Source organism: Nocardioides sp. NPDC101246 (assembly GCF_044767415.1).
In the GTDB taxonomy this organism is placed as follows: Bacteria; Actinomycetota; Actinomycetes; order Propionibacteriales; family Nocardioidaceae; genus Nocardioides.
Window position 1 is genome coordinate 110,334 of the sequence record NZ_JBIWNX010000017.1, and the last position, 11,921, is coordinate 122,254.

The following is an 11,921-nucleotide window of genomic DNA, read 5'->3' on the forward strand; positions in this document are numbered from 1 at the left end:
GATCTGATCCAGATGTGACGCGGATCTCGCGCCCCAGGTTAATAACCGCTAACCTGGGGCGCGTGACCTCCTTTCTCCAGCCCGAGCACGAAGAGTTGCGTGCTGTCGTCCGTGACTTCGCCCAGAAGGAGATCGCGCCCCACGCCTCGCAGTGGGACCGCGACCATCACTTCCCCGTCGACGTGGTCCACAAGATGGGTGAGCTGGGCCTGTTCGGCCTGACCGCCCCCGAGGCGTACGGCGGGGGTGAGGGTGACCTCGTCGCGCTCTGCGTCGCGATCGAGGAGCTCGGCCGCGTCGACCAGTCGATCGGGATCACGCTCGAGGCCGCCGTCGGCCTCGGCATCAACCCGATCCTCACCTACGGCACCGACGAGCAGAAGGAGCGGTGGCTCCCCGACCTCGTGGCCGGTAAGAAGCTCGCCGGGTTCGGGCTGACCGAGCCGGGTGCCGGCTCCGACGCCGGCGCGACCGCCACCAAGGCCGTCATGGACGGCGAGGAGTGGGTCGTCGACGGCTCCAAGCAGTTCATCACCAACTCCGGTTCCTCGATCACCTCGGTCGTCACCGTCACCGCGCGCACCGGGACCCGCGACAACGGCAAGCCCGAGATCAGCACCATCATGATCCCCTCGGGCACGCCCGGGTTCACCGCGGAGAAGGCGTACGACAAGCTCGGCTGGCACGCCTCCGACACCCACCCGCTCTCCTTCGACGGCGCCCGGGTGCCGGCCGACCACCTCCTCGGTGAGCGCGGCCGCGGCTACGCCCAGTTCCTCGCCACCCTCGACGACGGCCGCGTCGCGATCGCCGCGCTCGCGGTCGGCTGCATCCAGGCCTGCCTCGACATGGCGCTCGAGTACGCGGGGGAGCGGCAGACCTTCGGCGGCCCGATCGGCCGCAAGCAGGGCGTCGCGTTCCAGATCGCCGACCTCGAGGTCATGCTGCGGGCCTCGCGTCTGCTGACGTACGAGGCCGCGGCGATGAAGTCCGGGCTCGACTCGGGTGCGGTGTCGATGAAGGAGTTCAAGCAGGCGGCGGCCGCCGCCAAGCTGTACGCCACCGAGTCGGCCGTCACCGCGACCCGCATCGCCACCCAGATCTTCGGCGGCTACGGGTTCATGGAGGAGTATCCGGTGGCCCGCTTCTACCGCGACGCGAAGATCCTGGAGATCGGCGAGGGCACCTCCGAGGTGCAGCGCATGCTGATCGCGAGAGGTCTCGGCCTCCCGGTGGAGTAGGCGCGAATCTTACGGCACGCTGAACGAAACCCGCGAAGTAATCAAGAGCCATCTCACCACTGACCGTTTACTGTGGCCACATGGTGTTCGGGGGACAGCTGCTGGGACGGCTGCGTCGCACCCGCGTCTTCGGTGAAGCGATCCGCTTCATGATGGTCGGCGGAATCGCGACAGCAGCCGCCTTCGTGCTGTTCAACGGACTGGTCCACGGCTTCTTCCTGGGTGCGGGGCCGATGAACGGTCAGCCGATCCCCGCCTACATCATCGCCAACACCGTCGGCATGCTGATCAGCTACGACCTCAGCCGCCGCTGGACGTTCCGGCACCGCGTCTCCGACCACCCCGACGGCGGGTTCACGGCGTACGTCGTGATCAACGCGATCACGATGGTGCTGCCGATCGCCTGCCTGTACTGCACCCGTAGCGTGTTCGGTTGGGACAGCGCGATCGCCGACAACGTCTCGGCCAACGTGGTCGGCGTGCTGATGGGTCAGGTCGCCCGGTTCTTCCTCTTCCGGAAGTTCGTCTTCGGCCGCCCGATCCGCTACACGCAGGTCTACGGCAGCGTCGAGGAGGAGGCGGCAGCGCTCAAGGCTGCCGAGGGCGGGCCGTTCCTGGTGGCCCCGGAGCCTCGCGAACGGGTCAGCGGTTCCACAGATCGGGCCACGCGTGACCGAGCCGGCTGAGCAGGTCGCGTAGCAGCGGCAGGCTCAACCCGACCACGTTGTGGTGGTCGCCCTCGATCCCGGTCACGAACGCTCCGCCGAGCCCGTCGATCGTGAACGCACCGGCGACGTGCAGCGGCTCGCCAGTCGCGACGTACGCGGCGATCTCCTCGTCGCTCACATCGGCGAAGTGCACCGTCGTGGCAGCCGTCTGCGACACCTGCTGACCGGTCGCCGTGTCCGTCAGCGCGTGCCCGGAGACGAGTACGCCGCTGCGCCCCCGCATCTCCCGCCAGCGCTGGGTCGCCTCCTCGGGATCGTGCGGCTTCCCCAACGGCTTCCCGTCCAGCTCGAGGACGCTGTCGCACCCCAGCACGAGCGCCCCCTCGGGCACCTCAGACCGGCCGGCGACCGCGTCCCGCTTGAGCTCGGCGAGCCCGAGCGCCAGCTCCGTCGGCGGCAGCCCGTCGAGCCTGCTCTCGTCGACACCGGAGACGATCACCACAGGCTCGACACCTGCGCTGCGCAGTGTCTGCAGCCGGGCGGGGGACTTGGAGGCAAGGACCAGCGTGGTCATGGCTCAACCCTAGGGGTAGCGGTCCTTTACCCCGGAGTCCGTCCCGACTAGGTTTCGCACATCCAACCCATCTCAACGAGGAGAAATCCGAAGTGACGGATTACCCGCCGCCCCCGCCCCAGCAGCCGTACGGTGCTGGTCCCGTGGGCGAAGTTACGCTGAGCCAGCCGCTCCGCGGCGCGTCGCCCCGCGACGCCATCGTGCGCTTCTTCAAGAAGTACGCCTCCTTCGAGGGCCGCGCCAGCCGGTCCGAGTTCTGGTGGCCCTGGGGCGCTGCTGTGGTCGTCAACATGGTGATCAACCTGCTCCTCGGCGCCGACTCGACCGCCGGTTCCATCATCGGCGGCATCTTCGCGCTCGCCATCCTGGTCCCGTCCCTCGCGGTCGGTGCCCGACGCCTGCACGACACCGGCCGCTCCGGCTGGTGGCAGCTGCTCTGGCTCCTGCCGTGCATCGGCTGGATCGTGCTGATCGTCTTCTGGGCCCTCCCGGAGAAGGCCGAGGGCGACAAGTACAACGTCGCCTGACGCGACTCTGGCACTTTGCTGACGAAGCCTGGCCACCGAAACTGTCGGTGGCCAGGCTTACTGTCATTCCATGGCCTGGCGGAAGTACACACAGGAGATGTTGCAGGAGGCGGTCGACAACTCGACATCCGTCGCCGGTGTGTTGCGGCATCTCGGTCTCAACCAGGCGGGTGGCACCCATGCCCACATCAGCCGGATGCTCAAGAAGATGGGCATCGACACCAGTCACTTCGTTCGGTACGTCGGCACGGGTGCACACACCCGACACTCACCGGCCGAGATATGCGCCGAATGTGGCTGCGGCGAGGAGTGGCGAGGACAGCCCCTGCGACTGCACATCGACCACGTCGACGGTGACTTCCACAACAACGTTGCCGACAACCTCCGATTCCTCTGCCCCAACTGCCACAGCCAGACACCGAACTTCAGCGGCGCGAGTCGTGGGAAGTACGCCCTGGTCAGCGGGTAGGGCGCGTGCTGCGCCGTCGGCTGTCAGGTTTGGGCGTCAGCCCCTAGACTGATCGCCGCTTGCCGAAGTGGTGGAATTGGCAGACACGCAGCACTTAGGATGCTGTGCTCCAGGGCGTGCGGGTTCAAGTCCCGCCTTCGGCACACAGAGTCCGGGTACGACCCGGGGCGGACCAGGGGCGATCCTGATGGACATCAGGCCCCCGACCCTCAAGGATGGAAGAACAACACCCCATCCATGAAGGGATGAAGTCATGTCGTTCAAGGACAACGCGTCCAACTGGCGCGATGGCGTCCAGAAGGGCGTCGAAGGCGCCAAGCCTGCTGTTGAGGACGCCAAGGTGAAGTCCGCACCTCACCTTGTCACCGGCGGCGAGAAGACCATCGAGAAGGCCGGCGAGTTCAAGGCGCAGATCGAGGCCAAGCGGGCCGAGATGGCGACCGCCCCTGACGCCGACTCGCCGCGCAACCAGGCCCTGTCGGGTCTGCTCCAGGTCGGCGCGGCAGCGACCGATGTCGCCGTCCACGCGGGCGAGTGGCTGAAGGAGACCGGTGCCAAGTGGGGCACCGACACCGGTCCCGTGGTCGTCGAGCCCAAGGAGATCCCGGGGGACGTACCTCCCCCGCCGGACTTCAAGAAGCCCGACGACCAGCAGTAGACCTACGAGGCGAGGCCGAGGTCGCGGCGGAGCTTGGCGACGTGTCCGGTCGCCTTGACGTTGTACTGCGCGACCTCGATCTTGCCCTCCTCGTCGACCACGAACGTCGAGCGGATGACGCCCTCGACGACCTTGCCGTAGAGCTTCTTCTCGCCGTAGGCGTCGTACGCCTTGTGCACCGAGAGGTCCTCGTCGGAGGCCAGGGTGATGGTGAGCCCGTCACGCTCGCGGAACTTCGCGAGCTTGGCGGGCTTGTCCTTGGATACGCCGACGACCTCGTAGCCGGCGGCCTTCAGCGAGTCGATCGAGTCGGTGAAGTCGCAGGCCTGCTTGGTGCAGCCGGGGGTCATCGCGGCGGGGTAGAAGTAGACGATCACCTTGCGGCCGCGGAGGCTGCTGAGCGAGACCTCCGCACCGGTGTCGTCGGGAAGAGTGAAGTCGGGGGCAACATCGCCCGGCTCGAGACGCGTCATGATGCCAACCTACCCAAGAGATCGAGCGAACCGCAGTGGTGGAGCACGCAGTGGACGTACGCCGGTTGCTAAGGTCTGCGCATGTCCAAGGACCAGACTTCCTCGCTCGAGTCCGAGATCGAAGAGATCCGCGAGCGGCTCGCCGGCACCATCGACGAGCTGATCTACCGGGGCAGCCCCAAGACGATCGTCCAGCGCCAGGTGGCGGCCTTCAAGGCGGTCTACGTCGACCCGGTCTCCGGCGAGCCGAGGATGGGCAACATCGCCAAGACCGTCGGTGGGGTGGTGGGCACCGTCGTGCTCATGGCCACGTTGCGTAAGATCTCCAAGGCCAACTGACCACTCCCCACCGGCAAGGCAACGACGGACGTGACCGACAAGACCCCCATCAAGATGCTCCACGACCGGGTGCTGGTCGAGGTCGGGTCCGACGCCGGTGAGCGTCGCTCCTCGGGTGGCATCGTCATCCCGGCGACGGCCGCCATGGGCGCGGCCCGGCGGCTCACCTGGTCACGGGTGGTCGCGGTCGGTCCGCACGCGCGCGCCGTCGAGATCGGTGACCGGGTCCTCTTCGACGCCGACGACAAGCCGGAGGTCGAGGTCGCCGGAGAGGTCTACATCCTCATGCGTGAGCGTGACGTGCATGCTGTTGCGGCTGAGCGGATCGCGGACGAGTCGACCGGCCTGTACCTGTAACCCTGCCGAGTCGGCGGATCTGACCCCGTGTCTCGCGAAGCGAAGCGAGCGAGAGGGGTCGGCTGCGCCGACTCGGCATTATGTCTTTGGCAGTTCGTTGAATCTGTGTGCGAGCACGACGATGTTGCTGTCGTAGCCCGAGCCGTTCCAGTCGGTGCAGGTGATGATCACCAGGCGGCCGTCGCCGTGATCCTGCCCGAAGATGCGCTGGGCCTGCTCGGCCAGCTCCTTGCGGCTGAGCACCTCGACGGAGTCGACCTGGTGCTGGAAGGTCCCGTCCTTGGTGACGATGTCGACCTCCTGCCCCTCCTCGATGTGGTCGAGCTTGTTGAGGCTGCCGCCACCGGTGTGCACGGTGTGGCCGGTGACCACGGTCTGCCCCTGCGCCGAGCCCGGCTTGGCGCTGCCGACCCACCAGCCGATCTCGCGTGGGTTCCGCGGCGGGTCGAGGACCTCGCCCTTGAGCCGGATCGGGACGACCTTCGCCTTCGTGTTCAGCCCGGGCAGCTCGAGGCGCTGCGGGGCACCGGGCGGCACCTCCACCGCGGCGCTGCCACTGGGCCACAACAGCCCGGCCAGCACCATCGCGACGGCGAGCACGACCAGCGCGGTCCAGAGGCCGCTCGCCGCCGCGGCGAGCCGCGGCGGCGAGTCAACAGAGGTGTCAGCCACGCCGCAGCATGCGGACGTACGTCGCCACACCGGCGCCCGCAGCCGCGAGGAGCAGCAGGGTGACGAGCGCGATGCGTCCGGCGCTGCCGTCGTCGTAGCTCTCCATGCCGGCGGTCACGACGGTCGGGACCGAGGCCGGCGGGTTGTCTGCCTTGGGCGGGTTGTTGACGACCGTCTTCGTGACCGGGCTGTTCGGGCCACAGCTGCTGGTGCCGATGGTGAGGTGCGCCAGGCTGCCGCCGACGAACGCCTCGGCCGCCGGGAGGACCTTCGCGTCCAGCGCGGTCACCGTGATCGCGCCCGACGAGCGGTTCTGGGCGTTGAGGGTGATGTCGAGGACGTTGTCCTCGAGCGGCGCGAGCTGCTCCTCGAGCGAGGTGAGCAGCGTGTTGAGCACCTGCTCCTGGATCGCGTCGGTGACCTGGGTGAGGTCGGCGAGCGCGCCGTCGAGGCCCTTGGTGAGCTGGGTGCGAAGACCGGCCATGACCGCGTCGACCACGCCCGAGAGGTCGGTGACGACCTTCTGGTTCACCGCCGGCTCGACCGGCAGGTCGACGAGGGTCACCCGGTCGCCACCCGGCATGACGACGTAGGCGGACGAGCTGGCGATCGTGCTGTCCCCGGTCGCGGTGTCGTCGTCGGCGGTGCAGCTGCTCTGCACGGCGCCGAGGTCCACGTAGAGGCCGGCGCCGTCCAACCCGTCCACCAGAGGAGCCAGAAGCTGTGCGAGCGCGCTGGTGATCTGGTCCTGCACCGGCTTGCCGAGCTCCTGGAGCTGACTGTCGGCTCCCTGGAACAGGTCGGACCGGATCACCTCCAGGTCGCTGAAGTCGAGGCTGGCGGCGTCCAGCGAGATGTTGTCGCCGCCGCTGAGGCAGTCACCGGATCCGGCCGCGACCAGGGTCGCGCCGTCGCCGGCGATGCCGGAGCAGGCTGCCGAGGTGGCGTCCTTGGTGGCGACCGCGTCCTGGGCCAGCGTGCCGATGTGGATCGCGTCCTGGCCTCCGAGCGCGGTGATGAGCGGCTCGTTGGTGCCTTCGGCGGACTCGGTGGTGCCGTCGTTGGTGACGGCATAGGTGCCTGAGTCGGTCGCGCCGGTGCCGGCGAGCTCGAGGCTGAGCGCGGTGGCGGACGCCTGCGAGACCGTGGCGGCGCTCGCAGGTGCGGCTGACAAGGCAACCATGGCGGCCGCGGCCGCCACCGCGGCTCCCCGCGCGATGAGTGTTGTGCGCACGTGAACTTCCCTCCCTTTGACGTTCGTCACACTCAACGGAGGAGGAGCCTCGTACGTTACGGGCTGGGGTATCGCTTCTGACCTGCGGAATCCGGGTGTCGGATCAGCTGTCGCAGACGGTGCCGTCCTTGTCGCCGTCGCGGTACCACTCGTACTCGGCGTCGCGGCCCTTCCGGTAGGGCCCGTAGCCCTTCGCGGTCGCCTTGGCGCAGGTGTCGAAGCGGGGGTCGTCACCCGAGCCGCCCTCCGGGGCGTCGCTCGGGTCCGAGTCGCCCTGATCCGAGTCGCCCGGGGCCGGCCCGGCCAGCCGCACGGTGATCTCGGGGTTGTCGCAGCCTGCCGCGATGTCCTCGAGCGCGGCCTTCTCCGCACGGTCGGCGAAGAGGCTCCAGCGGATCTTCACCGCGACCCAGTCGGCGACGTACGTGCAGTGGTAGCTCGTGGCGTCGGGCATCCAGTCGGCCGGGTCCTGGTCGGCCTTGCTGCGGTTGGTCGCGGCGGTCACGGCGATGAGCGCGCGCGGGTCGCCGAGGTCGTTGGCGTACGCCTCCCGCTGCTCGTCGGTCCACGCGTCGGCGCCGGACTCCCAGCTCTCCTTGAGCGGGACCATGTGGTCGATGTCGAGGCCGCCGGGGCGCTTGAGGGTGACCCCGTCGTACGTGGAGAGCCATGCGCCGCTGGTCACGTCGCACCTGCCGCGCGCCTTCTTCCTCGACTCCTCGAGGAGCACTTCGGTGCGGGCGTCCTGGCAGTCGCCGTCAGCGTCGACCCAGTGGTTGAACTTCTCCCGGTCGTAGCCGGAGGCGACCTCCTTGGCGACGGGGAGCTTCGCGATGGCCTCGGTCAGCGGAAGGCTGACCTCTTCGCCGCTGTCGGCGCCGTATCCGGCCTGGACGGCGGTGTCGGGCTGGGAGATCTCGGCGCAGCCGGAGCAGAGGAGGGCAGCGGCGAACAGGGTCGCCAAGGGGCGCAGCATGGGGGACTCCAGAGAGTTGGGGAAGAGCTCTGGGGAGCATCGGGGGCGGCCCAACTTTCCCGGATCTCGCGTCGGGTGGCACGCAGGCGCGCCGCCCAGGACCAGAGGCAAACGAACCCCGGGCCAAGGCGCGAAGCCTTGGCCCGGGGTACGGGTGTTGCGGGTGCTACAGCGGATCAGGCGTGCGCGCGGCGCAGCAGGAACCACCGGGTGGCGGCAGCAGCGGCGACGAGCAGCACGAGCGCGCCGGCAGCGAACCCGCCCTTGGCGGCCGGGGACGAGAGCAGGTTGAGCTCGGCGTTGGCCGGGGCGTTGTCGGGCTTGACCTGGACGCTCGTGTCCGGGTCGGACTTGTCGCCGGAGACGACGACGTCGACGTTCTTCTTGTCACCGCTGGCCGCGGCCTTCTCCTCGGAGGAGGTGAGACCGTTGGTGCCGCAGGTGCTGGTGCCGATGGCGACATTGGCCGCGGTCGGGGCGCCGATCTTCTTCACGGCGTCGAGGACCTTGATGTCCAGGGCGGACACCTCGAGCGACTTGGCGGTCCCGGCCTGCTTGTTCAGAGTCTGCTTGTTCATGGTGAGCTTGACCAGGTCGGTCTCGATGCCCTTGAGCAGGACGGCGAGCTGCTCCTTGATGTGCTCGATCAGGTCGACGCGGATCGAGACGTCCAGGACGCCCGGCGCGATCTTGCTCTTCAGGCCCGACTGGAGCAGCGTGTCGACGCGGCCGAGGACGGCGTCGGTCACCGGGGAGAGGTCGGGGACGACCGTCGTGTTCTTCTTGGGGTTGGTCGGCAGGTCGGCGACCTTGATGTCGCCCTTGCCGGGGACGTTGACCGTGACGGCGGCGTTCTTGAGCTGGGTCTTGCCCTTGAAGTCCGAGCCCTGCGCCATGCAGGTGCTCTCCGCGGCGTCGAGGTCGACACCGACCGAGAGACCGCCGACCTTGGAGAGCACGCCGGAGACGATCGTCTGGACCAGGTCGTTGACCGGGCCGAGCTTCACGTGGACGGACTTGCTCTCGTCCTTGAGCAGGTAGTCGGTGGTGGCGCCCAGCTTCTGGAGATTGAGCTCGGCGAGGTTCACGGTGACGGCCTCGCCCGGCTTCACGCAGCTGGAGCCGTCGCCGATGGCGACCAGGGTCGCACCCTTGCCGGCCAGGGCCGAGCAGGCGCCGGAGTAGACGTTGTCGTTCTGGAGGGCGGCAGCCGCGTCCTGGGCGAAGACGCCGACCGAGAGCAGCTGCTGGTCGCCCGCGAGGAGCGGCAGGGCGGGCTTGTTGGTGCCCGAGTTGACGGTCTTCTTGCCGTTGTAGGTGGCGGTGTAGCGACCGGTGTCGACCTTGACCTTGTCAGAGACGTTGACGGTCAGTGCGACCGACGAGGCCTTGGCCTGCGGCTTCTCCGCCGCCGCAGTCGCCGGGGCCGCGGTCACGGAAAGACCGATCATCGCGGTCGCCGCAACAAGGGCGGCTCCGCGGACCGAGAGTGGGGAGCGCAAGTGACTTCTCCAATGGTGTTGATAACTGTCGATGACAGGGCACGACGAGTAGAAGTCAGCCTCTGCAGCCCCCCGGTTGCTGTGACTCGCCGTGACGAAGCGGGGAGTCTAGCCACGTCGGAACGCGGGTGCATAGGCGTACGCAACGGCCCCGATGCCCTGCGAAATCGGCCGTAACCTTCGCGGCAACACCTCGTCTCCGAGCACCTGATGGGACCGCTTGTTGATCTTCGTCAGGATCGACACCCGAGCGTCTGAGATGCCTGGACAAGCTGTGTTCCGCGCGTTGCGCTATCGCCTTGGTGAACAATGCACTGTAGGCATCTCCACAATGTGTCGTGCTGCGGCGTTGGTCACTGCCTGAACGCGATCGCGGGCCCTCTGGCCGCCGCCGATCGGTGCTGTCGGATGTTGTCCTCCCTGCCTTCGTTGCCGGCTAGGGAAGACGCGGTCTTGTCGGTGCCTCGACCATCTCATCGCCCTCGTCGTACGACGCCGGCTTGTTCCGACGCCGGCACGCGACGTCGGCAGCGGTCATCTTCCGAGTCCTTCTTCAAGGTCGTGCTGAATGCGGGCAAGCACTTGCTCGATGAGGGCCAAGTCTCCAGCCAGCCCGGGTGCGCTCGCCCCGACCCTCCGTCTCGCGGGCGCTCTGGAGGTCGTGAATCTGGCCGGTCTAGGGGCGACGGGTGAACCGGATGGTGCCGTCCGGTAGGTGTTCGTGGACGTACGCCGGGGCGTGGGCCAGCCGGTGATGGTGGGAGCAGAGCAGGGCGCCGTCCTTGAGGTTGGTCTTGCCGCCCGCGGCCCACGGATCGAGGTGGTGGGCGTCGCACCATTCGGGTGGCATGTCACACCCTTCGGCTTGGCAGCACTTGGCCTGCAGCCGGAGTGCTTTGCGTTGGATCGGCTGGAAGAACCTGCTGGCTCGGCCGGCGTCGAGGACCTCACCGTCACCGCCCAGCACCCACGGGATGATGGTCGCGTTGCACGCCATCCGCCGGGCCTCTGCAGCAGTGATCGTGGTCCCGCTGGTCTCGTCGTAGCCCAGGGTCGCGATGCCGAGATCCTTGCGGAGCTCCTCGAGCGAGATCACCACGTTCATGGTGGTCGCATCGCCACCGTGGCGGGGCAGGCTGGCCGGGTCGAGGGTCTCCAACAGGCGGGAGAACCCCTGCCCCATCAACCGCTCCCACGGCGGCAACGAGGCACCCTTCTCGACGAGTTGTTGTTTGCGGGGTTGGGCGTAGGCCTCAACGAGCCGCTTGAACCGCATCCCGATCGAGACCGGCAGCACGCCGTCGAACCCGACGGTGCCGTCGTGGTTGTCCCACACCCGCAGTGCGGTCTTCTGCTGGGCGCGTTCTTCTTCGGCGAGCAGTGCTTGGGCTTCGGCGTCTTCGAACCGGGCCGGGTCGATCTCGGCCAGGATCTTCCGTCCGACGATCGCCAGCTCGTTGGCGGTCAGCCTAGTGGCGTAGTCCACGAGCAGTTTCTCGGCCAAGACCAGGTCCTCGGCGCTGGCGACGGGGTCGGCCTCGATCTTGTCGAGCGCTTTGGTGATCACTCGGGCCTTGTCTTGGGACACCACACCGGCAGCAAGGCCATCAGCAACGAGCTCGTACTGGGTGACCTGGGTGGCGAGCTTGATCTGCGCCCGGGCCACGGCTTTGTCGACCAAGAGTTCGGCGCGCATCCAGGCGGAGGCGTCCTTGTCTCCGGTCTCTTCGGCGATGTCACCGGACGAGGCCAGCACCCGCAACCGCAGGGCGGCCTGTTGGGTCTGGATGGTCTCCAACCGTGCCAGCAGGTCCTTCTTTGTCGAGGTCCGCCAATACGTGGGATCACTCACCAGCAGGTCTTGAAGGGAAGATTCGATGGCAGCGAGAGCGGCGTCGATCGCATCACCAGGGTGGCTGCCCCAGTGGTCGACATCGCGGTCCAGACTCATCGTGATCCCCTCCCCTCAGGGGTGTGTTGTGATGGGTCTGATTCTACGCCGTCGGAAGGATACCTAACCACCTATAGGTGCAGGTCAGATGCTGTTTTCGCGGTGAGCGAACGGGGTCGCTTCTGTGGATGGTAAGTGGCCCGAAGGGCCACCCCTCCACCCCCACAAGCCCCACCTGCCGCAAGACGTTTCCGCTGCGCCACACCCGGGCCGCCGCCCCGATAGCCAGCCAAATCTTTTCTCGATCTGGTCCGGAGTCCAGGACCGCGAAGCGGCCGGC

14 protein-coding genes and 1 tRNA gene are annotated in these 11,921 nt (G+C 67.8%); 8 read left to right on the forward strand and 7 right to left on the reverse strand.

Annotated features, from left to right (window positions below; translation table 11 throughout):
* The first annotated feature begins 62 nt into the window (after positions 1-62).
* Together ACIRON_RS26125 and ACIRON_RS26130 are read left to right on the forward strand one after the other, a co-directional pair.
* Positions 63-1,241: an acyl-CoA dehydrogenase family protein gene (locus ACIRON_RS26125; RefSeq protein ID WP_402996949.1), complete on the forward strand. Its 1,179-nt coding sequence runs from the start codon at positions 63-65 to the stop codon at positions 1,239-1,241.
* An 80-nt stretch (positions 1,242-1,321) separates the two neighbouring features.
* Entirely contained in the window at positions 1,322-1,927 is a 606-nt protein-coding gene (locus tag ACIRON_RS26130; RefSeq protein WP_402996951.1) for a GtrA family protein, read from the forward strand.
* Here ACIRON_RS26130 and ACIRON_RS26135 read toward each other — a convergent pair.
* A complete protein-coding gene (locus ACIRON_RS26135; RefSeq protein ID WP_402996953.1) occupies positions 1,884-2,483 on the reverse strand; it encodes a Maf family protein in 600 nt (199 codons plus the stop codon). The two genes, ACIRON_RS26130 and ACIRON_RS26135, sit on opposite strands and share 44 nt — an antisense overlap.
* A 143-nt stretch (positions 2,484-2,626) precedes the next feature.
* Here ACIRON_RS26135 and ACIRON_RS26140 point away from each other — a divergent pair, with 143 nt between their 5' ends.
* The 4 genes from ACIRON_RS26140 (at position 2,627) to ACIRON_RS26155 (ending at position 4,137) form a co-directional block, all read left to right on the forward strand.
* A complete protein-coding gene (locus ACIRON_RS26140) occupies positions 2,627-3,010 on the forward strand; it encodes a DUF805 domain-containing protein (RefSeq protein WP_402996955.1) in 384 nt (127 codons plus the stop codon).
* A 70-nt stretch (positions 3,011-3,080) separates the two neighbouring features.
* On the forward strand, positions 3,081-3,479 hold the full coding sequence (locus tag ACIRON_RS26145) for an HNH endonuclease signature motif containing protein (RefSeq protein WP_402996957.1): 399 nt from the start codon (positions 3,081-3,083) through the stop codon (positions 3,477-3,479).
* 61 nt (positions 3,480-3,540) lie between these two features.
* A tRNA-Leu gene (locus ACIRON_RS26150) sits at positions 3,541-3,622 on the forward strand.
* A 110-nt stretch (positions 3,623-3,732) separates the two neighbouring features.
* Positions 3,733-4,137, forward strand: a complete 405-nt coding sequence (locus ACIRON_RS26155) for a hypothetical protein (RefSeq protein ID WP_402996959.1) — start codon at positions 3,733-3,735, stop codon at positions 4,135-4,137.
* Between the two features lie 2 nt (positions 4,138-4,139).
* Here ACIRON_RS26155 and bcp read toward each other — a convergent pair whose 3' ends face one another.
* Entirely contained in the window at positions 4,140-4,610 is a 471-nt protein-coding gene (gene bcp, locus ACIRON_RS26160) for a thioredoxin-dependent thiol peroxidase (RefSeq protein ID WP_141806014.1), read from the reverse strand.
* Between the two features lie 81 nt (positions 4,611-4,691).
* Here bcp and ACIRON_RS26165 point away from each other — a divergent pair, with 81 nt between their 5' ends.
* Positions 4,692-4,949: a DUF3618 domain-containing protein gene (locus tag ACIRON_RS26165; RefSeq protein ID WP_091051376.1), complete on the forward strand. Its 258-nt coding sequence runs from the start codon at positions 4,692-4,694 to the stop codon at positions 4,947-4,949.
* 54 nt (positions 4,950-5,003) lie between these two features.
* Complete coding sequence (locus ACIRON_RS26170) at positions 5,004-5,306, forward strand: co-chaperone GroES (protein ID WP_045549525.1); 303 nt, start codon at positions 5,004-5,006, stop codon at positions 5,304-5,306.
* 78 nt (positions 5,307-5,384) lie between these two features.
* Here the strand turns inward: ACIRON_RS26170 and ACIRON_RS26175 are convergent, their stop codons facing one another.
* The 5 genes from ACIRON_RS26175 to ACIRON_RS26195 all read right to left on the reverse strand — a co-directional run bounded on the left by ACIRON_RS26175 (position 5,385) and on the right by ACIRON_RS26195 (position 11,641).
* Complete coding sequence (locus ACIRON_RS26175; protein WP_402996962.1) at positions 5,385-5,978, reverse strand: class F sortase; 594 nt, start codon at positions 5,976-5,978, stop codon at positions 5,385-5,387.
* The gene (locus ACIRON_RS26180; protein ID WP_402996964.1) at positions 5,971-7,212 is read right to left on the reverse strand and encodes a hypothetical protein; all 1,242 of its coding nucleotides are present in this window, start codon (positions 7,210-7,212) and stop codon (positions 5,971-5,973) included. The genes ACIRON_RS26175 and ACIRON_RS26180 overlap by 8 nt, the downstream gene beginning before the upstream one ends.
* 103 nt (positions 7,213-7,315) lie before the next feature.
* Entirely contained in the window at positions 7,316-8,188 is an 873-nt protein-coding gene (locus ACIRON_RS26185) for a DUF1524 domain-containing protein (protein WP_402996966.1), read from the reverse strand.
* Positions 8,189-8,364: 176 nt separating this feature from the next.
* On the reverse strand, positions 8,365-9,690 hold the full coding sequence (locus ACIRON_RS26190) for a hypothetical protein (protein ID WP_402996968.1): 1,326 nt from the start codon (positions 9,688-9,690) through the stop codon (positions 8,365-8,367).
* 676 nt (positions 9,691-10,366) lie between these two features.
* Positions 10,367-11,641, reverse strand: coding sequence for a DUF222 domain-containing protein (locus ACIRON_RS26195; RefSeq protein WP_402996970.1), 1,275 nt, complete (start codon positions 11,639-11,641; stop codon positions 10,367-10,369).
* Between the last annotated feature and the right edge of the window lie 280 nt (positions 11,642-11,921).